Source organism: Cylindrospermum stagnale PCC 7417 (assembly GCF_000317535.1).
Classification (GTDB): domain Bacteria; phylum Cyanobacteriota; class Cyanobacteriia; order Cyanobacteriales; family Nostocaceae; genus Cylindrospermum; species Cylindrospermum stagnale.
Genome location: NC_019757.1, coordinates 5643435 through 5665624, shown reverse-complemented (window position 1 = coordinate 5665624; position 22190 = coordinate 5643435). Strand labels below are relative to the sequence as shown.

Sequence of the window (22190 nt, the reverse complement as noted above, 5' to 3'; positions counted from 1 at the left end):
TGATTGATACTCTATCAATCCAATTTATTAAAAAATATTAAAATTATAAAACAGATCATTTAACTCGCTCATGGCTATCCGGTTTATTGCCTCCCAATCGGTTGAAATCGCTGTCCCAAAGCAGCCTATTCCTATTCATCACTACTTGCGCCAGCCTCAACGGCTGGTGAATGCTTTGGTAGACAACAGCCGGATTCAGCAACTTTCTGAGGAAGTATTTCGTTTGAAAATGCGTCCTCTGGCTTTTATGTCACTGAGTATTCAACCAACTGTAGACATGAGAGTCTGGGCAGATGCCAATGGAATGATTTATTTGCGCTCGGTCGGTTGTGAAATTCTTGGTTTCGAGTATATTAACCAACGCTTCGCTCTGAATTTGAAAGGTTATTTGTCTCCCTACCAGCTAAGTACTGGCACTCGCCTACAAGGAAGAGCCGATTTGGAAGTGCAGGTGGATTTACCACTGCCTTTTTCCCTGACTCCCAAGCCGATTTTAGAAGCCACTGGCAATGGCTTGCTCAAGAGCGTGCTCTTGACGGTTAAACAACGATTGCTACATCAGCTTTTAATGGATTATCGCCACTGGGTAATATCACAAACGCCAGACAAAGCACTGGGTGATGGCAGTGCTGAACTGCCAATTCTGAATATAGAGTAATCTTCTATTCATTCACCACTCAGAGAGGAAGGAATACCAGTTGCGACAATTCACGCCATGAGCAACGCACTAGTTCCTCAGCATACTCATTTGACAAGGACGAAAAGACTTGCGATGTAGGGGTGAGGGACCGTATTGTTGCAGAGCCAGCAAATGTTGCTGGCTGCCATAACCTTTGTTCCGCTCCAAGTTGTACAGGGGGTACTTTGATGCCAGACGCATCACCAGATCGTCACGCCAAACTTTAGCGACAATGCTGGCAGAGGCAATATTAAGCGATCGCTCGTCTCCTTTGACTATTGTTTGTTGCGGCACTAGTAAATCTTTTACTGACTGATTGCCATCAACCAAACAGAGTTTAGGCTGTACCTTCAACTTCTGCACAGCCCGCTTCATGGCTAACAACGTTGCCTGCAAAATATTCATCTGGTCAATTTCCGCAGTGGTCGCAAAACCGATTTTCCAGTCTATAGCCAGCGCACCAATTTGCTGCGCTAGCTGAGTTCGCCGAGAACTAGACAACTTTTTACTGTCTTTAATTTCAGATGCTATCAGTTCTGGCCAAGCATGGTTTGGTAGGATCACTGCCGCAGCCACTACAGGACCAAATAGAGCACCTCGCCCCACTTCATCAACACCCGCAACAAACCCTTGTATACCTAAAAAGTTGGACAACTCCAGCCAACTCGTCTCGCCTGGAGATGCTGGAAAGTAAACAGCAGCGGCAGTTGGCTCAGTCTTTAACATAAAGTAAGTTAACTTTCCTCACCGTTGGAGGTGTCTGCATCCAGTGCTGAAGAACGACGACGGCGGCGACGGCTGGCAGTGGAGGTGCTATTTGCTTCGCTTTCATCTGCGAGCGGCATAAATTCCAATGGCTCAATTATTGGTTGGGGAAAGAATTTCTCTTCAATCTCAATTTGTGGTGCAGGTATCTTGACTGGGGCGACTTCAGCGATCGCTTTTTCGACGACAGTTGGTTCTGGAGTCGATTCAGTTGGTGTGGTCGGAAGTTGTCCAGGTTGAACAATGTTAATAATTACAGACTTGGGATTTTTCACCTCCCGCTCTAATTTGACTAAGGGAGAAATTCCCATCAAAGCGAAAACATCTTGTTCCTGTAGGCTCATTTCTACAGTCCTAATCTCCGGTGGTTCTACCACAGGTTTGATCGGTTCTGCCTTGGTAATTTTCGTGCGTTCTGCTCTTTCCGTCCAACCGGGTTTACCAAGGCTGGGTGAGGGAATTTCTGGTGTTGTTACTAGTTCTACTTCGGTATCTAGGTCTAAGTCTGGTTCATTGACAAAAGCCAGTGGATTGGTAACCACCCTGGTAGGTTCATCTTTTACCGTTGCCCCATTGATCCCAATTCGACTCCGCCGGGTGCGGGTACGACGCTTGTTATCGCCCAGTTCTTGATAGCTGGGATGATTGATCAGATTTAGGGCACCTGAGTCTGAGTCACCATCATAAGCTTCCCCAAATCCATCGTAGGTTTCCCGTGATTCTGTGATCCGAGTAGCTGGCAGCCGTGGTTCTCTATGGGGCAAGGATACAAAGCGCTCGCTGTTTTCTGCTGCTGGTGTTGGCATTCGGTTTTCGTTTTCGCCAGGTAACCGTACCGTATGTCCTAAACCGCCACAGGTGGGGCAAGTTTCACCAAACAATTCGTAAATGTTTTGTCCTTGACGCTTGCGGGTCAGTTCTACCAAACCCAGTTCAGTGAGTTGGGCAATCTGAGGACGGGCTTTGTCTGCTTTCAGTGCTTTGTTAAAGTGTTCTAGAACTTGCAGTTGGTCGCGCCGTGATTCCATATCAATGAAATCAACGACGATGACGCCGGCAATATTCCGCAGACGCAGCTGGCGGGCAATTTCTGTCGCTGCTTCGCAGTTCGTCCACAGCACGGTTTCTCTAGCTGTTGCCGATCGCGTAAAAGAACCAGAGTTGACATCGATTACCGTTAATGCTTCAGTCGGCTCGATAATGATGTAACCGCCAGAGGGTAGGTCTACTCTGGGTTTAAGGGCTTCGCGAATAGCGGCATTAATCCGGAAGTATTCTAAAATCGGAGAGCGATCGCGATGATGGTCAATCAATAATCCCTGCGGTGTCTGACCCCCACTCCAGTTCTGCAAATACTGCTTCACCCGCTTCAAACCAGTACTGGAATCGACTACAATCCGATTCACGTCCGCGCCGTACATATCTCGCAACACGCGCTGGATAAAGTCATCGTCTCGGTTGAGCAGTGCTGGCGCACGGGTGGAATGTGCTTCCTGCTGAATAGCTTCCCATTGCTTTTGCAGCACTTCTAAGTCTTCAATAATCGCTTCCTCTGGCTTGCCTTCCGCTTCTGTGCGTACCAGCAAACCCATCCCCGCAGGTTTGATCAAAATCGCTAGCGCCCGCAAGCGGTTGCGCTCGCTTTCACTCTTAATCCGCCGGGACAAATTTACACCCCTGCCATAGGGCATCAGCACAACGTAGCGTCCAGGTAAAGTAATATTACCCGTCAGCCTCGGACCTTTTGTTCCCGTTGGCTCTTTCATTACTTGCACCAACACTTTTTGCTGTGGTGCTAACAATTCTGTAATCGCTGCTGCGGTGCGCTTGAGCTTTAATGGACCCAGGTCAGTTACATGAATAAAACCGTTGCGCTCTGGGTCGCCGATATTGACAAAAGCCGCATCTATCCCAGGTAATACATTTTCAACTACTCCTAAGTAGATATCACCAATTTGGTGATGACCAGTGGCGACAACGAGTTCTTGTATTTGATCTTCAGAAAAGACGGCAGCAATTTGATGCTGCTCCGCGATGATAATTTGTTTTGGCATTCAATTTCCTCAAAAATTGGCAGCACCAACGGGGGTTAGGGGAGAGAGCTTCTCCTGTTATGCCTCTCACCCCTACAGGAGCCACTAAAAGGCGCTATTGGTAATTAAAATTGCAATTCAGTTGCTCTTCTTCGTTATGGAGCCGTTGACACTGGTAAGAGCGTTTATACGCCTGATTTTTCCAGAACGGCTGCATGCATATTGTTTAAGTAGTTAAATCAACCGTCCGTGGTTGATTTTTGGTGCAATACCTTCACTCAAGGAAGTCCTGAGTTGAAAGTCCCCAGGTGCCAGTGGCGTGGTCATGCAGTCCGAGCTTAAGGGTTTCCCCCAGGAAAAACTACCGAAAGGTTTCCCCACTAGGGTGGCTCAAATCCAGGAAGAGCACCGCACTCCCTCAATTTGAGCAATCCGGTACTCCTGAGTAAGCATCCTGATCAGGACACTTGATTTGAAAGCAATCGACTGGAGTCGTGAAGAAAAAGAAACTACTTCTGTTTTCCATTCCCCGGATTGATCCTAAGGGTTATACTCAACACTCAGTAATGCTAGTTGCTACCCTTTGGTTCGCCACCCTCAGGAAGATATTACATTACTCTGAAAACCAGAGAAACGCACTGATCTCACCTTCGCACTGGCTCCTCAGCACTACTGTGGATTAGGCATTCAGCAGTTGTTTTAAAAAGCATAGAGTTAGAGAAGCTGACGGAGCCTGTTGTTAGTGACTGATTCACAAGGTAGCTATAGAGAGAGTGTGTTCTTTAATCTGCCTCAGTTTGTCTGGGATAAAATCCTAGAAGTTGCACTCTAATATCTTTGCTTTCGCCCCCTGAGTACCAGGGTAGTGAACCAGGTCATTCAATGCAGCGCCAGAAAATTTCTCTTCATCCCATTCTAACGCAACCTTGCTAAAAATCAATTCCTATGATGTGCTACATCAGGACAACTACTAGCAAGTTGCCCTTCAGGGATTATATCTCTAAAACTAGTTGATTGCGGTGGATGTACAGGAGATGAAATTCTACTTCAGCCACTATTTCCAGCATAGACAGAATTTGTTCTGGACGCAACAGCGTACCGTCGTGGCGACAGCTACCCAAATAACGCAAGACAGATGTAGAGTCTGCTTCGCTGGCTTGGGTTTCTACTAATTCCAACTCAAATAAGCGATCGCGCAGATTTATTAACTGGCTCTTGCCTGACTTAGTTGTATGCTCCCACCAGATTTCTTCTTTGGCAATAATAGTGTCAATCCAGTCTTGCCATTGTGTCGGCCTCACCTGCCCTACCGTAGCTACAGTCAGCAAATACTCCGCCGCTGCTATCAGTTGACTAGCTGCTGGAGACTTTAAATCTATCTCTACCACATCATATATGGGTATGTCTGTGGGCAGTTCCCGAACCAGTTTTTCCCGGAAACTATTCACGGATACTGGCACAGTTAATTCAAAATCCACAATTTCACCGCTGCTTGAAAGACCCAGCGACAAGGCATTGGCTAGAATTATCCGCGGACTCGGATGAAACCCACCTGTGAAAGCCACTGGCAACCCGGCTCGCCGCATCACTCGGTCAAACAGGCGCATTAAATCTAGGTGACTCACCAAAGTCATATCGCCCTGCTTACCAAACCAGACCCTTAGTCGTTGTGCCTTGGTTGTGTTGGGGACAAATTGACCAGCGAATTCTGGAATAGCTGGCGGTTCAATGACAACATTGTGCCCAAAATCAGTGCCACAGACGCCACAATGGGAACAACCTTCAAAAGAGCAGTCCGGGACAATTGCCGCTTCTAGGGCGCGTTGCAAGTCTTGCTGGAGCCACTTTTTATCAATGCCTGTATCGATATGATCCCAAGGTAAGGGAGTGTCAAGTAACTGCTGAGTGGTTTCTTGGCTATTCTGCCCATCCCCGCTACTCTGCTGCTCTGCTGCATAAAACAGATTCCATTCGCCGTTTTCTACTAGGCGGTATTTCCAGTCTAAACCAGCTTCGGCGATCGCACTGGACCAAGCGCCAAAAGCCTGATCTATATTCTCATACCAGGAATCCATGCCTGCGCCCAATTCCCAAGCACGGCGCACTACCTTACCCAAAGTGCGATCGCCCCGGCCAATAAAGTCCTCCATCGCCGAAATGCGGACATCAGTAAAATTAATCTTCACTCCCCGACTCCGGCGGAATTCTAGCCGCAGTAGCCTTTGCTTGCGCTTAAACTCAGCGGTAGAAACAGAGTGCCATTGAAACGGTGTATGGGGCTTGGGCGTAAAGTTAGAAATCGTCAAGTTAAAGTTGAGCGGTTTTCTGCCTTTTGCCCAACATTCTCGCTGTAACCAGCTTACCGTTTCCGCAATGCCCACCACATCGGCATCGGTTTCACCCGGTAAACCAATCATGAAATACAACTTGATTTTATCCCAGCCTTGTTCCCAAGCGGTTTTCACACCCCGCAGCAATTCTTCGTTTGTCAAACCCTTATTCACAATATCCCGCATCCGCTGGGTGCCGGCTTCTGGGGCAAAAGTCAACCCACCTTGCCGCGTACCCCCCAGGATGTTGGCAATATTTTCATCAAATCTATCTACTCTTTGGCTGGGTAAAGTCAGGGTGATATTTTCATCTTTTAACCGATTTTTTATTTCCATCCCTACTGCTGGTAAGGACAAATAATCGGAACAACTCAGAGATAACAGGGAAAACTCATTGTACCCAGTTGCCCGCATTCCCTCTTCAATTGCTGTTACCACCTTGTCTGGTTCTACATCCCGTGCCGGTCGAGTCAGCATTCCTGGTTGGCAGAAACGGCAACCGCGAGTACAACCGCGCCGAATTTCAATTGTCAGGCGGTCATGGACGGTTTCCACATAGGGTACTAAGCCAATGGAATAAGCGGGAATCGGCGTCGCCACCCGTCGTAGTACTCGTTTGGGGACCTTTGGATCAAGAGGATAAACTGCGCCAAGAGCGTTCATTTCGTAAAACTGGGGGACATAGACGCCTGGGATCTGTGCCAAATCCAGTAATAATTCTTCTCGACTTAATCCAGTTTGTTTACCTTGTGCCAACACCAAGCCAATTTCTGGCAAGAGTTCCTCGCCATCTCCTAGGGCGAAAAAGTCAAAGAAGTCGGCGTAAGGTTCAGGATTCGATGTTGCCGTTTGTCCGCCGGCAAAGATTAAAGGGTAATTCCCCGCTAACCGTTCAAGCCATGTGAGCGGAATTCCAGCTAAATCCAACATTTCTAGGATGTTGGTTGCTCCCAGTTCATAACTCAGGCTAAAGCCTAAAATGTCGAAATCTGTGAGAGGGCGCTTAGACTCTACTGCAAACAATGGTGTATTGGTGGCGCGGAGTTTGTCCGCTAAGTCTGATCCTGGTAGATAAGCGCGATCGCACAACTGGCGCGGTTGGGCATTCAAAATGTTATAGAGGATGATATGCCCTAAATTAGATGCACCAACTTCATATATCTCCGGGTAGGTTAAGACCCAGCGGATCGTCGCCCCATCCCAAGGCTTATGCACTGCTAATCGCTCGTTACCCAGGTAACGGGCAGGTTTTAAAATATCCGATGTGATTAATTGTTCAACTGTAACAGCCACTGTGCTATCTTCTAGCTACCTTAAATTACCGCTATTCACTTCCAACATTAGCATTGATTAGTGCTTTCGACTGAGTTGAGCGTTGCAACTTACAACTCTGTTACACAAATCTCATTTTAGCCCTGGCTGGAAATTGGGCATTTTAGAGATGATCTATTGTCAAGATTTCCCAGTAACCCGTGCAGCGCTATGACCTTATGCTGCTACCAACTCAGCTTCATCTGCAAATTTTTATGACTTTGACTATCTATTTTAGGGTTCTTTGCTGAATCTTTATTGCTTTTGCATCTCTGTTTAAAGATTGTCATAAGTACACCATAAAATGTATTTATATATACATTTTTTTTGTTTGAGTTCAAAAACAATCAACATAGACAAACCTCATGCAGATTAGTCATCTACGACTATGCTCAAAAACCTTTCTGAATCTATAAATCAAGCGGATTTGAGCAAAAGTCAGACCTAGGAAAAAGGCTCTAATTTTTACCTTTCTAAGTAGCAGAAATCAGGGTTGATGAAGAACTAACTAGAGCTAAATTTTGTTGTGACCTAGATCACCATAGTACAAGTGTTTGGATCACCTTTTATACCTAGCTTTATCTTGGATAATGAGTAACAATTACAGTTAGTTTATTCCTTATGAGAACACGATACGTAATTCGTCAATTGGTAGAGAAAGCGCTGGACATCAAAAAATTAACGCCAGAAATAGAAAACGAAATTAACTCAGAACTAACGGAATTGGGTTATATATCTGACGTTGACTACGAAGCCCTGGAATTGTTAATGGCAGAGATGGATGCTGGTCGAGTTAAGTTGGTTCCTACCCTGGGATAATCAGCAAAATTAATTCAGGAAAAGAGACAGCTTCCCGATACGAAGTTAATTTGCTCAAGACTATAGCAATCAAACTTTCAAATAGGTAAAAAAGTAGTCGTTAAGGCAACGCTGATTATAAAGGCAAGATTATCAGAGCGTGTTTTTCTGTGGGGTTGATTATTTAATTCCCTAGGGTGGCGTAAACTGTGCTAATGAGCATCCACATTTGCATTAGTAATAAATCGTCATGCAGTTTGCTAAACGCTTAGACAGAATTCCTCCCTATCTGTTTGCTGAAATTAACCGTAAACAGAATGAACTCGTGACAAAGGGAGTTGACATCATTAATATGGGAGTGGGCGATCCAGATAAACCAACGCCTGCTGATATCGTCCAAGTAATGCATGAAGCGATTGACGACGCTTCTAACCACAACTATCCACCCTACCAAGGTACGCAAGAATTCCGGGAGGCAGTGGCTAAGTGGATGGAACAGCGGTTTGGGGTGACGGGTTTGAACCCAAATACAGAGATTGTTTCCTCTGTTGGTTCCAAAGAAGCAATTCATAATACCTTTTTAGCCTTTGTGGAAGCAGGAGATTATACGCTGATACCAGATCCTGGTTATCCTGTGTATCAAACTTCGACTATTTTCGCTGGTGGTGAGTTTTTTACTATGCCTCTCAAGGCAGAAAATAACTTTTTGCCTGACTTGAGTGCAATTCCTGAAGAAGTGGCCAGGAAAGCAAAACTGTTGTGGATTAACTATCCTAATAATCCTACTGGAGCGATCGCCACTACAGAGTTTTTTACAGAATTGGTAGCTTTCGGCAAAGAGTATAATATTTTACTATGCCATGACAATGCTTACTCGGAAATAGCTTATGATGCTTACAAGCCACCGAGTATACTGCAAGTTCCAGGAGCAAAAGATATTGCGATTGAGTTTCACAGTTTGTCTAAGTCTTATAATATGGCAGGCTGGCGGATTGGTTTTGTGGTTGGTAATGCGATCGGCATTAAAGGCTTAACCCAGGTAAAAAGTAATATTGACTCTGGGGTGTTTAAGGCAATTCAAGCTTGTGCGATCGCCGCTTACTCTAGCACCAGCGAAGCCAAACACCAAGCGGCAATGTCAGTTTACCAAAATCGCCGCGACATCATCATCCAAGGACTACAATCTTTAGGTTGGCCAATTCAGCCTCCGAAAGCCAGCCTTTATATCTGGGTACCTGTACCTCCAGGATATTCTTCAGCAGAATTTGTCACCCTACTCCTTGACAAATGTGGCATTATCGTCGCGCCAGGCAATGGTTACGGTGCAGGGGGAGAAGGCTTTTTCCGAATTGCTCTAACTATCACTGAAGAGCGGTTGCGAGCCGGAATTCAACGCCTGAAAGATGCCGGCATTCGCTATACTGGGTAATAGTTACTCGGTACTGGGAAATCTTCAAAACCCCTAGTCCCTAGTACCTAATCCCTTTTGATATGCTTGCCACAGTTGGTGAATAAACTGATTGAGTTGCTGATTAGCAACTGAGTCAGGTTCAGCTTTTGGTTCCTTTGCCAAAACCTGACTCAATAGGGTAATTACTTCTGTGTCTAGAGCCGGTCGAAATAAATTTACAGGCCAAAACAGGTCAGACGCATCTCGCAAATCAGTGACTAGCGGCGGTTCTTGGGTGAAAGCTACCAGCAGTAACGGACGCACCCAGCACAACTGACGGGAAACTACAACTTGAATAACTTCTGCATAGAGATTCCTGTCGCCATGCTCTAAAGACACAATTTGTCCCGGTTGAAAGTTGAGGCTAATGTCCATAATTATGCAGACGAGGCGTGGGCAAAGATAGTGTTGCAGCTTTCTTAATTTTAAGAGTGAGAATGCGCTATCCTGAAGGGAAATTCCTATAGCCGTCTCAGGGACTTGCAATGTCCTAGTCCTCCGCCTGTGCAATCATCCCCACAGCAGGAAAAACTTTTGCTGCTGTGGAATTTGGACGGAAATGCTATAGAATTAGTGAATAACTGTTAAGCAAATGCTAAACAGAAAACTTGCTGTAGTAAATCAACGATAAAAGAGCAAAGAGCAGTGTCAGTCGAAACCATTGAGAAGCGTTCCACATCCCGCAAGCTCGCGCCTCGGTATCGCGTTTTGCTCCATAACGACGACTACAACCCGATGGAGTATGTAGTTCAAGTACTAATAACCACTGTGCCGAACCTCACCCAGCCCCAGGCTGTTAGTATCATGATGGAAGCCCATACTAACGGGCTAGCCTTAGTCATTACCTGCGAGATGGAACATGCTGAGTTTTATTGCGAAACCTTGAAAAGTCATGGTTTAATCAGCACGATTGAACCTGAGGAATAGTCATTAGTCATTAGTCATTAGTCATTAGCAGAAATATATATGGTGGACTAGTGATTATTGACTTACGTGCTATGAAAATAAACCTACCCCAACTCGCCCAACGCCCTGCCCCCTTCCGGCTGGGTTGTTTTATCTCCTGTTTATTGCTGCTATGGTTGCCCTTGGCTGCACCAATTTACTTACTAGTGAATGATGCCAATTTGGTAAGTATCTTGACAATGGTATTGCTCTATGCAGAGTTTATATTTCTCTTGAGGATATGGGGTAAGAAAGTCTACCAGCAACCCCAGATATTGCAGCATTATGGCTTAGAATTTACACGGCAAAATGGTGTAGATTTGCTACGCGGCTTGGCTATGGGGACAATTACCGTTTTAATATTATTTGGTGTAGAAGGTTATTTGGGTTGGCTAGTGTGGCAACAACCTAAAGTTTTCTTATTCAAAATAATTTTAGAAGGTTTATTAGTCAGTTTAGGCGTGGGGTTTGCTGAAGAATTGTTTTTCCGGGGCTGGTTGCTGGATGAGTTACAGCGAGACTATAGTCCAGGTGTGGCACAGTGGATAGATGCGATTTTATTTGCTGTAGCGCACTTTATTAAACCGTTAGCAGCAATTATTCACACATTACCACAATTCCCGACTTTAGTGTTGCTGGGGTTAACGCAGGTATGGGGTAAACGCTGGCGGCGGGGACGTTTAGGTTTACCAATTGGTTTACATGGTGGTTTAGTTTGGGGTTACTACATAGTTAATGTTGGGGAATTAATCACATATTCTCAACAGGTTCCTGATTGGGTAACTGGTGTGAATAAAAATCCGTTGCAAGGTTTGATAGGGGTGCTGTTTATGAGTGGATTAGCTTTATGGATGCGTGGGCGAACTGTAAAAAATTAAGTATGATCAAATATGTTGCCCTTGTACTGTTACTACTACTTTCTTTATCAGTGACGCTTCCGGCTATGGCCAAATCCTGCCGTAATTATGAAGGGCAGGAGATTTGTATTTTGAGTATTAAACGCAGTGCCAAAAAATATTGGGAATATCGAGCATCTGTGACTGTGGATGCAGTGAAAACACCCGTTGAAGTTTACAATTGTCGGGGTAGGTTTAAGGTGCGAAAAGATGGGAGTGTTTCGCAATTTGAACACAACAGCCCTGGTGAGATGATTTGCAGTTTTTTTAATAAATAATTATTTCTATTTCAAGTTTGCCTAGGGTGCAATCGGCAATTGATTGTCCAAAAACATTGAATAATGAAGGTTCAGAACAGGATATAAATTCGTGGCTGAAAATATTGATCATGATCGCTTGTTCAAAGAATTACTCTCAACGTTTTTTATTGAGTTTATAGAACTCTTTTTTCCAGAGGTAATCAATTATCTTGAACCTAATTCTGTCACCTTAATAGATAAAGAGACGTTTACTGATGTCACCGCAGGAGAAAAGTATGAAACAGATTTGATTGCTCAAGTGAGATTTCGAGGAGAGCCTTCTTATTTTCTGATTCATCTTGAAGCAGAATCCGGTTCACGTCCGAAATTTAATAAAAGAATGTTCCGCTATTTCGCCCGTTTGCATGAAAAATTTGACCTACCCATTTATCCGATTGTTATCTTCTCATATTCCTCACCTAAAAAATTAGCAATTAGTAATTATCAAATTGATTTTCCTGATTTTGAAGTTTTAAGATTTAATTATCGAGTTGTTCAACTCAATCAATTAAATTGGCGAGATTTTTTGAGATTTCCTAATCCAGTCGCTTCGGCTTTAATGTCTAAAATGGATATAGCTCCCTTAGAAAGGCCAAAAGTTAAAGCTGAATGTTTAAGGTTGTTAGTGACGTTAAAATTAAATCCTGCTAAAATGCAATTAATCTCAGGTTTTATTGACACTTATCTGAAGCTTAATCTAGTAGAAGAGCAGGAATTTCAAACAGAATTAGGTTTATTCAGGCAAGAAGAACAGGAGGAAGTTATGCAAATTGTCACCAGTTGGATGAGACAAGGCATTGAGCAAGGCATTGAGCGAGAAAAAGATTTAGTTGTGCGTCAAATCAAGCGCAAATTAGGCGGAATTGATGCTGAATTAGAAGCTCAGATTAGAGAGTTAGATGTTGAACGTCTCGAAGTTTTAGGGGAAGCATTTTTAGATTTTTCAACAGTGGAGACTTTGCGAGATTGGTTAGATACTGTGAATAATTAATAGGGCGGGGAGTATCGAATCAGGACATTATTCTGGCGTATCATGTGTGTCATGTGCGACAGTAGACCGTAGACGGATTTTGCGGTGGGGGATTGGCTTTTGGGAAAGCTTGAAGCTTATCGGAAGAGATGATCTTACAATTGGTGTTGCTTGGGCATCATTTTTGTACCTCAGCTTCTAGCGCGGTATATCCCTTTTCTGTCAAAGTGGGGGTTAAACCTTAATTTTTCGTTGGCTGCAACGTCGAAAAATCGTTAATTTATCCGAAAGTGAGGAAAGAGGGATAACAACCTCGATGCAGCGGATAGAAGCCAATACAGGGGCACAGCAATGCTCATACGTGTCAACTTAACGTTAAAACCTGGTAACGACGGTATAACAACATTTACCCAATTACCAACCAATCCAGAAGAACCCCACCCCGGTTTTGCTGGCGCAAAACCTCCCCTCATGAGGGGAGGGGTCAAACGCCTGTGGGACAACAGTTTGAGCTTAAGTTGACACTCATGAGCATTGCTGTGCCCCTACGATTAAACTAAATTTTGCTCGATTGAAGTTTTTTATGTTTATTTATTCGGTGTCGCAAACACACGCCAAATAATAAAAGCTGTAAACCCTAAATAGGCGAATACAGTCAGCCATTCTTGCCAACGATTTGATATCTCATTCATCGGTAATAGCAGAAAAATAAATAATATTAAACTTCCAATATTGTCCCCACCACACAAGCTCTATCTAAATTAGCACCTTGCAAATTTGCCCCTTCTAATTCAGCGCAGAGCAAATTCGCTCCTGTCAAATTCGCCCCTGCTAAGTTTGCCTTCCGCAAGTCGGCTTCTTCGAGATTAGCTTCACTTAATAAGGCGCCTCGCAAATCGGCGCGACCCAAGTCTGCACCTTTGAGATTTGCCCCTGTCAAATTTGCCCCTCGTAAGTCCGCATCGCGAAAGTCAACATCTTGCAAGTTCACACTCATCAAATTGGCACCACTCAAGAAAGCACCCGCCAAAGTGACATCGCTGAGTGTCGCACCCATCAAGTTAGCACCGCGCAAATTGCTACCCCGCAAGTCAGCACTTGTTAAATCTGCTTGCATCAAGTTTGCTCCCATCAGGTTGGCCCGCAAGTCGGTTTCTTGGAGGTTCGCCCCCATTAAGTTTGCGCCCTCTAGATGCCCGCCTTCGAGTTTAGAACCAGAGAAATTAGTACCCACAAGGCTGGCGCCGGCTAGATTGACGCGGCTTAAATCTAGTTGGGATAGTTCCTCGTCTTCTAAGTCTGCCCCTGGAATTTGTTTGAGTGTTCCTGATCTAATGGCTTCAATATTCATTGGGGGTATGTACCAATCTCTTCACTTGTCTTGCTGTGGCTATCCCAACGGGAATTAAGTAACCAGATACCGCTGCTGACTTTTGGTGTCATCACAGGTAATTCGAGTCCCTGTTGCAAACCCATCACTAATAAAGTTAGGGTATCTACAAGTTTAGGGTCAAAGCGGGTCGATTGTTGTTGTCTGCACTCATCCAAAGCTTGAGTAATTATTTCTTGCCGATTTTTATCAGTGGATTGTTGCTGATTGACTCGCCGCTGAAAGTCTGCCACTAATGCCAAAATTCTCGACTCTAGGGGGATTTCATCTCCAGCTAAACCGGCTGGTTCTCCTGTGCCATCCCACCACTCGGTTTGGTGGGTGATAATTTGGGCAACTGCTCGTAGTCGTGGCATTGTCCGCAATACTTGGGCCCCTGGTACTAGAGGACAAGTTAAGGGACAACTAAGTACATCTTCTTCATAGCGTGTGGATGTACCAGGAGTGAGAACACTTTCTGCCTGCTGTAGGGGATCTATGCGGTGTAGCAAACCGGCAAGGCGCAATCGTTTAGTTTGCCATGCTGGTAAATCTAACAGTTGCCCAATTGTTTCGGAAATTGCGACTACTTCCGCGGCGGCCATGGGGTTGTTAATATCTGCTAGATCCATCAGTTGTGCCATCCGCAAAAATGCCTGGATTTCGTTAGAAACCAGGTTGCGATCTAGGGCTAGTTGGCGCTGCGCTGCGGGGATAGCTAGATTTTCTTGCCCAGTCTGGAGGTAATCTACGACGCGGGAGACAACGGCACTGAGGTTTGCTGGTGGGGCAATCGCAGTTTTAATTGCTTGTTTATGGGCGGTGAGTTTGTTTGCCAGTTCTGGATTGTATGGTTGGATGTGCGCGATCGCTAATTTTGCTGTCTCTTGGACTAACTCTGGCTCAAATGTCCACAAGCCATAAAACTTGCGCTCTAAATCCGATGTCGGTAGTCCAGCCGCCCCATAATCATCTGCTGATAATTCTTGACAAAGTACCATCGCTGTGTAACTGGGCGACAGGATAATCAAATGCCACTCTTGAGCCACTGGATCAGCTGGATCTAAGTCCACTAAGTTGACGTTGGGTAGCTGGCTGGTGGGGTGTTCGCCAAATCCGCCGTCAGGGGCAGCCATGATCGCAATTTCCCGGCTGCGCTGGGCGATATCTGCGTATCGATTTGCTTCTTGCAGATACCATTTGCCCTGTTGAAAGGCGGTGATTACTAAGGGCTGACCATCGTCGGTTAAGATGTGGTCTTCCAGGGCATGGCAGAGGGATACTAGGGTATTTTTGTAGTACACCCCAAAGTGAATCGGCCGGGAGCTATGGCGGTGGGCTGTTTCCAGCTGTTGGATAATTGAACCTTCTAGCATGGGGTTATAGGAGTGCTTCCTTTATGAGTGCTAAGTGATGAGTGCTGAGTTAAGAATAAAAACTAAAAACTAAAAACTAAACAAGTCATAACTAACAACTTACCACTCAAAACTCAAAAAGGAAGCACTGTAGTTTGTCTTCTATGATATGCCTGCTAACTGTTTCGCTTTCGGCTCTATTGGTGCAGTAAGTGCTGTTTCAAGGGAGGCACAACCCAATCTTTCTTCTAAGATTTTCATAACTTCGCGTCCGAAGTCGTTGGGGTTGCGTCGCCAAGCTTGTAAACAAACTTCCCCGAAGAAGGAACCAAGGGGTTCGGGGTTCCACAGGAGTTTTCTGGCATTCCACGGCATGTGGCTCATGGGATTGTATCCTGGTTTCAGGATACCCTCTTTAAAGGCAAATTCTTCTAAGTGGGTATGAGGTTGGAGTCCAATAAAAAAGATGGCAGGTTCGACTTTGTCAGCGCCAAAAATCTTTTCGAGTTCGCGGTGGTAAGCGATGGTTTGGCGAATGGTTTCGGGGCGTTCGTCAATGACGTTAAAGGAGTAGTTGACGGAAACTAAGTCGTTGAAACCAGCTGCTTTTAAATCGCGACAGTTTTGCAAGACAGTTCGCAGGTTGTATCCCATCCGCATTTTCCGCACAAGTTCTTGAGAACCGCTGGTAATACCGATTTCAAAGTAGTTCATCCCGGTTTTCGCCATCAAGTCACACAATTCTGGTGTCAGGTTGTCGGCTCTGATGTATGCTGCCCAGTGGATGTCTGTCATTCCAGAATCAATGATTTTTTGTAAGAGTTCTACAGCATCATCGATGAATTTCCGGGCGGGGATGAATTGGGCATCGGTAAACCAGAAATTGCGAACGCCGCGATCGTATAATTGGCGCATCTCGGCAACGACTTCATCAGCTGGGTTAATGCGTACCTGTTTACCTTCGACAACGGTGTAGACGCAATAACAGCAGTTGTGGGGACAACCGCGCTTGGTTTGCACACCGATGTAAAAATCTTGTTCTTGCAGGTAATAATTAAATTCCGGCCAGATGGTTTCGATATAGTCGTAGTTACAGGCGGTTTTTTCCAGTGGCGTGGGTTGTTCGTGGATGAGACGTTCTCGCGGTTGAGTTTCACCGACTACATAGCAGCGTTCATCCCGAAACTCACTACCATTTAAGATTTTTGTGAGTAGGGTTTCTCCTTCACCCACAGAGATAATTGTCCCTTTGGGCAAGCTTTTACCCAACTGTTCGTAAAACACGCTGACAGCACCACCACCCACAACTAAGCGAGTGTCAGCATTGTATTTCTGGGCGCGTTTAAGTCCGCGTTTGATTAATCCTATATTTTGCCAAAGTTCTCCATAGTAACTTAGGAGTAACTTCAAGCCACCCAAGGCCCCCCTTAGTCTAATCAAGGGATTTTTGGCGTAAAAGACCTCAAAGGAATTTTGCAGGGGGTTACCACCGCGTCCACCGACTGGGGCATATATTTGAATGTCCCGCCAAGAAAAGACTAGCAGTGTTGGTTTAAATTCATCAATACAGCTATCTAGGGCAGCAGCATAATCTAAAGGTGGCACTGTGCCCAAATCAAAAATCCGCTGTTCGATGTTGGGAAATAGCTTGTGGACGTGATCAGAAAGATAGACAACCCCAATGGGAAAGATGGGGTTACAGGGAAGGCGAACGTAGAGAATTCGATTTTCCATCATCGGGAGTTTAACTTCCATCTTGCTGTAATTTAAGGAAAAAGCGAGAGAAACATCCAGTTTTAAAGTGTGTGTTTGTTTTGGTTGCTCGTCTCTATCACAATCTTGCTTGACATTTGGTCTAATTTTTGATAGACGATAGCAACTGGGGAAAAAATTAAAATTCCTCTGGGTAAAAGATGCATGGCATCTAGAAAATAAGCTTTATGAAGAAAGTTTTCATATAGCTTTACCATAACATTGACTTTATTAATTAAGCGATGATTTTCGCCTGTTAGCCCTGGGATAGATGAAATAGAAAAACTCACTCCTCTACCAGGTTAAATGCAAGGGGATCGTCACCGTGTCTATCCTCTAATGATCTGCCTTCAGAAATTTGTCAGTCATTTGTCAGGGAACAAATATCAAAAGTATCTATGATGTAGTGTATAATTATAGAAAAATTTCATACACAAGCAAAGATTCCATAATTTAGACATATCTTTAGATAGAAATGATGCAGAAAAGTGTAGTTGGTAGTCGGAGTTACAGCAACTGGGGATCAGCCAGTGCTAGTTTGGCTGGTGTAATGTAAAATTGTGGCGTAAAGCTCCTCAGCAGTTATGGCTCAAATATTAGATCCTCTACCACCGGAGCAATCGGGGAAAGTTCTCTGCTGCTACGTCAATGCCACGAGCAAAATACAGGTGGCTCGCATTTCCAATATTCCTAACTGGTACTTTGAAAGGGTTGTTTTTCCTGGGCAACGCTTAGTCTTTGAAGCCCCGAAAGAAGCTCATATGGAGATTCATACGGGTATGATGGCAAGTGCAATTTTATCGGATAATATTCCGTGCGATCGCCTGGCGCTCAACGAACCTAGTACTGATGAGTTTGATACAGACTCATCAGCAGGAATAGACCCTATAAATACCAAGGCTATGATGTCCTCAATTAATACAAAAACCGGAGAAATCACAAAACCCTTACAAGTTGCTGGATTAGCATCTGTTGATTAAAAAACACAATTTTGCTCAATTTGAGGGTTGCTGAATTCAGCAACCTTTTTTATTTAGGAAAGTGGATTAGGCGTGGCTCAATTTGAGGATAAATCGAGATTTTTGACCAAGGCGGTAAATAGATTTACCAAATTTTTTAAGTAAATATCCTTAGATACTAGAGATTCAAACCTTTGTAGAGACAAGTCAGGAAATATCTCTACAGTGTTGTCTACTCAACAATATTGCTAGAGAAATACTTCTATCGTCAGGTATCGAAAAATTTTAGGGTTGGCCTTGGATCAGTACTCTACTCAACCGATTTAGAACTAGTATCAGCCGTACAATAAATATAGTATGCTCGTGTTTATGGAATGACTCAAAACATTCTGCTACGGAACAATGTAACCGTGTTTGGACAAGGCACACAGACCATGCTGTTCGCTCATGGGTTCGGGTGTGATCAGAATATGTGGCGTTTTGTCACCCCGTCCTTCGAGAATGACTACAAGATCGTCCTATTTGACTATGTAGGGTCTGGAAAATCTGATATTAGCGCCTACAGTGCCCAAAGGTACGGCGACCTCAATGGCTATGTCCAGGATATCCTCGATATCTGTGCAACTTTAGCGTTGACGGATGTGATTTTCGTCGGGCATTCTGTCAGCAGTGTTATTGGCATCCTGTCCTGTATCCAAGCTCCTCATCTCTTTCAGAGACTGATTCTCATCTGTCCTTCACCCTGCTACATCAATGATCTACCCGATTACTTGGGAGGGTTTGAGCGAAAGGACATTGAGGATCTGCTGGATATTATGGAGAAAAATTACATTGGTTGGGCGAGCTTTCTGGCTCCTATGGTGATGAAAAACGAGGATCGGCCTGAACTAGCTCATGAGCTTGAGAGCAGCTTTTGCTCAACCGATCCTGTGATCGCCAGCCGCTTCGCCGAGGCCACTTTTTACTCTGACAACCGGAGTGATTTACCCAAGGTGACAGTACCTTCACTCATTTTGCAATGTGCGGAGGATGCGATCGCACCCACGGAGGTGGGACATTACCTGCATCGTCACCTGAGAGAGAGTACGTTGAAACTGATGAAGGCTACTGGACATTGTCCACACATGAGCCATCCAGAAGAGACTATCCATCTGATTAAGGAGTATATTGCCGCTCATATTACTTGAGTTCCATTGCCAACAAGATTTGTGACCAATCAGTGACTTACCAGATAGACGAGCTACTCAACACCGCGCCCTGTGGCTTTCTCTCGTTTACTGACGATGGCACGATTGTGATGGTCAATGCCACGCTGTTAGAATTACTCGGACATGAACTCGATGGACTGCGGGGACGAAAGATCGAATCAATTCTACCAATTGCCAGCCGGATCTTTTATCAAACCCATTTCTTCCCGCTGCTGAAGCTGCATGGTAAGGCGGAGGAGATCTACTTTTCATTGAGGCCAAGGCAGGGGAGTGATATACCCATGCTTGTCAACGCGGTGCGTCGGGAGAATGCAGGCAGCTTTGTCAACAACTGTATCTTCGTACCCATCCGCCAACGTATCCAGTACGAAGACGAAATTCTCAAGGCAAAGAAAGAAGCGGAGGTAGCTATCCTTGCCCAAAAGCAAGCGGAAATAGCTCTGCGGCAGCAGTATGAACGAGCTATATTACTTCGAGACATTACCCAACGGATCAATCAATCCCTCGATTTATCTAACATTTTTGAGATTGCTTCTCAGAAAATCCGCGAGTTAATTCACGCTGATCGGGTAGGGATCTTTAAATTCTATTCTGACGCTCACTATAACGATGGCGAATTTGTCGCCGAATCTGTACTTCAGGGATTTAATTCTCACTTAGCGAGAAAAATTCACGATCATTGCTTTGGCAAACAGTACGCCAGCTACTATCAGCAAGGCAGAATCCAAGCCTTAGATGATATCGACAATGCTGGACTTGCAGACTGCCATCGCCGGATTCTAGCAAAATTGCAGATTCGAGCGAATCTCGTTGTGCCTTTGCTGAATGCTGGAGAAGATTTGTGGGGCTTGTTATGTATTCATCAATGTTCTGCTCCCCGACATTGGCAAGAGCTTGAGATTGACTTTATTAAACAAATTGCTATCCAGTTAACGATCGCCATTCAGCAATCAGATCTTTTTCAAAAGTCACAGAAGGAATTAGCAGAACGGGAACAGGCAGAAGCCAGACTGAGAGAGAGCAACCAACAACTTGCATTCTCTAACGAGGAACTGGCTTGTGCTACTCGCCTCCTAGAAAAGCTAGTTAACATTGATGGGCTGACTCAAATTGCCAATCGCCGCTGCTTTAATGATCGCTTATTGCAAGAATGGCTGCGGCTATGCCGGGAACAGCAACCTCTGTCTCTGCTGTTGTTTGATGTCGATTATTTTAAACGTTATAACGATTTCTACGGTCATCAACTGGGGGATGATTGCCTGACCAAACTTGCTCAAGCCGCGCAACAGGTGGTGTGGCGTCCGGCGGATTTAGTGGCTCGTTACGGTGGGGAAGAATTTGTGATCATTTTGCCCAATACCGATGCTGAAGGGGCAGGAGCGGTTGCGGAAAGAGTTCACGCTGCTATGCAAGCATTAAACATTCCTCACCAAGCCTCTGAAGTGAGCAATACGGTCACCATTAGTCTTGGCATCGCCACTTTGATTCCTAGTTCCGAAATATCACCAGCCATCCTGATTGCTCAAGCAGATCAGGCACTCTACTGTGCCAAGCAACAGGGGCGTAATCAGTCTGTGATCTTCTCCTTCTAGAGATAAAATCAGCAGTGTGATGTTGAAGTTTACAACTAGACAAAACCGACAAAACCACGATTTTTCCTGAGGAAAAACCTGGACAAAATTGGCGGTTCCAACGCTATGCAGGCGGCTTTTAGAACTCGTTTTCACCCCTGTGAGCCGCAAAAGATCACTTTCCTGAACAAAACTGTTTTATGCATCTACCTTCTTTTATTTGGTTATGGAAAATAGCCGCTTGGTCTATGGGGTTGTCGCTGCTGGCATATTTGCTGTTAGCAGTCACAGGTGTTTGGATGTTTCGGATGAGAACTTCGGGACAACCTCCTGTCATCGCCTCACTGACGGGTGTTGATCGGGGAGTGCGATCGCTCCATTATACAATCGGACTGAGCATGGTCAGTTTAGTGCTGCTGCTGTTGGCTATTGGCATCATTGGTACTTTGGGACACTTCGGTTCTTTAGGGCACTCGTCACATTTAGTTGCTGGGTTAATAGTGGTAGTCATGGTTTTGCTGTCTGCTGTCAGTGCAACGCAAATTAGCGCTAGAAGACCCTGGGCCAGACCTTTACACATTGGTACGAATATTCTGCTGTTTATCGGTTTTGCCTGGGTGTCCCTGACTGGTTGGATTGTGGTGCAAAAGTATTTGCCGTAATCAGGCATCAAGCCTGACAAAATAATGCAGCAAAAACCAAGCGAGTTATTTAAAAGTGCGATCAAGTTTTTCTTGCTGGCATCTGTTGATACAGCATGTTTGCTAGTTTTAGCATGTTTGACATTTTTTTAAATAATGGCAATCTTCGATTATTAGCAATTTTTAGCGTCAAAGTATCGATTTTTAGATATGTTGTTGGTGCAAGAATTTTTAAGATGACACAGCATTTATAACCCATCTTTTGGGTATTCATGCTGGTGTTAAAAAGTTTCATTCAACTTTGGGATAAACTTTGTTTAATCCCAAAGCTAGACATTTAAAATTTTAATGTTCTAACTTTAGAAAAATTGAATATCTAGAAAATCTAGTTTAGAAACAAAGTATAGGTTTTCCCATATCAGGGTCAGACCTATTTACCAAAATGAGGGTAATAATTATGTCATTTCAATTGCTGCAACCTGAGTTACTTGAGGATTTAGCGACAGAGCAACAAGAGCTTCTTTCTGGAGGATACTGCTCTAAACGCGACGACGATGATGACGACGATGAAAAGAAGTCCAAAAAATCCAAGGGTAAGTACAAGAAGATTCCATTCTACGTGAAAGGTCTTGTTTACAAGCCTGAGTCTGACGACGACTAAACGGGTGATATTGTGAAGTGAGTGAAACTTAAGACCTGATTAGTCCCGTGGTTCAAACTTTACAATTAGCCAGGGAAGCAGAAGACTCAGATCAATAAACTCTGTCAGGTTCTAGCTCCAAAACTGGCTAAAATCTCAGCAAGACAAGTAAAATGCATGCATCAATAGCTTGAAATTGACACTCCCCCACCTTGAAGG

General features: G+C 44.6%; 19 protein-coding genes. 12 read left to right on the top strand and 7 right to left on the bottom strand.

Features of this window, described 5'->3' with window-relative positions:
- The first annotated feature begins 70 nt into the window (after positions 1–70).
- Entirely contained in the window at positions 71–658 is a 588-nt protein-coding gene (locus CYLST_RS23720; RefSeq protein WP_015210283.1) for a DUF1997 domain-containing protein, read from the top strand.
- 69 nt (positions 659–727) lie between these two features.
- Here the strand turns inward: CYLST_RS23720 and CYLST_RS23715 are convergent, their stop codons facing one another.
- The 3 genes from CYLST_RS23715 to CYLST_RS23705 all read right to left on the bottom strand — a co-directional run bounded on the left by CYLST_RS23715 (position 728) and on the right by CYLST_RS23705 (position 7100).
- Positions 728–1405: a ribonuclease HII gene (locus CYLST_RS23715; RefSeq protein WP_015210282.1), complete on the bottom strand. Its 678-nt coding sequence runs from the start codon at positions 1403–1405 to the stop codon at positions 728–730.
- Positions 1406–1413: 8 nt separating this feature from the next.
- Positions 1414–3498: a ribonuclease E gene (gene rne / locus CYLST_RS23710; RefSeq protein ID WP_015210281.1), complete on the bottom strand. Its 2085-nt coding sequence runs from the start codon at positions 3496–3498 to the stop codon at positions 1414–1416.
- A gap of 971 nt (positions 3499–4469) precedes the next feature.
- On the bottom strand, positions 4470–7100 hold the full coding sequence (locus CYLST_RS23705; RefSeq protein ID WP_015210280.1) for a TIGR03960 family B12-binding radical SAM protein: 2631 nt from the start codon (positions 7098–7100) through the stop codon (positions 4470–4472).
- A 639-nt stretch (positions 7101–7739) separates the two neighbouring features.
- On the opposite strand from CYLST_RS23705, the gene CYLST_RS23700 reads away from it, so the two are divergent.
- Both CYLST_RS23700 and CYLST_RS23695 read left to right on the top strand, forming a co-directional pair.
- Positions 7740–7937 carry a hypothetical protein gene (locus tag CYLST_RS23700; RefSeq protein WP_015210279.1) on the top strand — a complete coding sequence of 66 codons (198 nt, stop codon included), beginning with the start codon at positions 7740–7742 and terminating at the stop codon, positions 7935–7937.
- A 229-nt stretch (positions 7938–8166) separates the two neighbouring features.
- Positions 8167–9345, top strand: a complete 1179-nt coding sequence (locus tag CYLST_RS23695; RefSeq protein ID WP_015210278.1) for an LL-diaminopimelate aminotransferase — start codon at positions 8167–8169, stop codon at positions 9343–9345.
- A 33-nt stretch (positions 9346–9378) separates the two neighbouring features.
- Here CYLST_RS23695 and CYLST_RS23690 read toward each other — a convergent pair whose 3' ends face one another.
- Positions 9379–9741: a hypothetical protein gene (locus CYLST_RS23690; protein WP_015210277.1), complete on the bottom strand. Its 363-nt coding sequence runs from the start codon at positions 9739–9741 to the stop codon at positions 9379–9381.
- Positions 9742–10011: 270 nt separating this feature from the next.
- On the opposite strand from CYLST_RS23690, the gene clpS reads away from it, so the two are divergent.
- The 4 genes from clpS (at position 10012) to CYLST_RS23670 (ending at position 12497) form a co-directional block, all read left to right on the top strand.
- On the top strand, positions 10012–10293 hold the full coding sequence (clpS, locus tag CYLST_RS23685; protein WP_015210276.1) for an ATP-dependent Clp protease adapter ClpS: 282 nt from the start codon (positions 10012–10014) through the stop codon (positions 10291–10293).
- A gap of 71 nt (positions 10294–10364) precedes the next feature.
- Entirely contained in the window at positions 10365–11189 is an 825-nt protein-coding gene (locus CYLST_RS23680) for a CPBP family intramembrane glutamic endopeptidase (RefSeq protein ID WP_041233856.1), read from the top strand.
- 2 nt (positions 11190–11191) lie between these two features.
- Positions 11192–11485, top strand: coding sequence for a hypothetical protein (locus tag CYLST_RS23675; RefSeq protein WP_157162635.1), 294 nt, complete (start codon positions 11192–11194; stop codon positions 11483–11485).
- 91 nt (positions 11486–11576) lie between these two features.
- Positions 11577–12497, top strand: a complete 921-nt coding sequence (locus tag CYLST_RS23670) for a DUF4351 domain-containing protein (protein WP_015210273.1) — start codon at positions 11577–11579, stop codon at positions 12495–12497.
- Positions 12498–13194: 697 nt separating this feature from the next.
- On the opposite strand, the gene CYLST_RS23665 is transcribed toward CYLST_RS23670, so the two are convergent.
- The 3 genes from CYLST_RS23665 to CYLST_RS23655 form a co-directional block, all read right to left on the bottom strand.
- Positions 13195–13827 carry a pentapeptide repeat-containing protein gene (locus tag CYLST_RS23665; protein WP_015210271.1) on the bottom strand — a complete coding sequence of 211 codons (633 nt, stop codon included), beginning with the start codon at positions 13825–13827 and terminating at the stop codon, positions 13195–13197.
- The gene (locus tag CYLST_RS23660; protein ID WP_015210270.1) at positions 13824–15221 is read right to left on the bottom strand and encodes a DICT sensory domain-containing protein; all 1398 of its coding nucleotides are present in this window, start codon (positions 15219–15221) and stop codon (positions 13824–13826) included. The genes CYLST_RS23665 and CYLST_RS23660 overlap by 4 nt, the downstream gene beginning before the upstream one ends.
- Before the next feature lie 141 nt (positions 15222–15362).
- Complete coding sequence (locus CYLST_RS23655) at positions 15363–16955, bottom strand: photosystem II high light acclimation radical SAM protein (RefSeq protein WP_015210269.1); 1593 nt, start codon at positions 16953–16955, stop codon at positions 15363–15365.
- Between the two features lie 581 nt (positions 16956–17536).
- Here CYLST_RS23655 and CYLST_RS23645 point away from each other — a divergent pair.
- The 5 genes from CYLST_RS23645 (at position 17537) to CYLST_RS23620 (ending at position 21992) form a co-directional block, all read left to right on the top strand.
- Positions 17537–17932: a DUF1830 domain-containing protein gene (locus CYLST_RS23645; protein WP_015210268.1), complete on the top strand. Its 396-nt coding sequence runs from the start codon at positions 17537–17539 to the stop codon at positions 17930–17932.
- A gap of 353 nt (positions 17933–18285) precedes the next feature.
- Complete coding sequence (locus CYLST_RS23640) at positions 18286–19098, top strand: alpha/beta fold hydrolase (RefSeq protein WP_015210267.1); 813 nt, start codon at positions 18286–18288, stop codon at positions 19096–19098.
- Positions 19099–19130: 32 nt separating this feature from the next.
- Positions 19131–20711 carry a diguanylate cyclase domain-containing protein gene (locus tag CYLST_RS23635; protein WP_015210266.1) on the top strand — a complete coding sequence of 527 codons (1581 nt, stop codon included), beginning with the start codon at positions 19131–19133 and terminating at the stop codon, positions 20709–20711.
- A 179-nt stretch (positions 20712–20890) separates the two neighbouring features.
- On the top strand, positions 20891–21352 hold the full coding sequence (locus CYLST_RS23630; protein ID WP_015210265.1) for a DUF4079 domain-containing protein: 462 nt from the start codon (positions 20891–20893) through the stop codon (positions 21350–21352).
- 436 nt (positions 21353–21788) lie between these two features.
- Entirely contained in the window at positions 21789–21992 is a 204-nt protein-coding gene (locus CYLST_RS23620) for a hypothetical protein (protein WP_015210264.1), read from the top strand.
- The last annotated feature ends 198 nt before the right edge of the window (positions 21993–22190 follow it).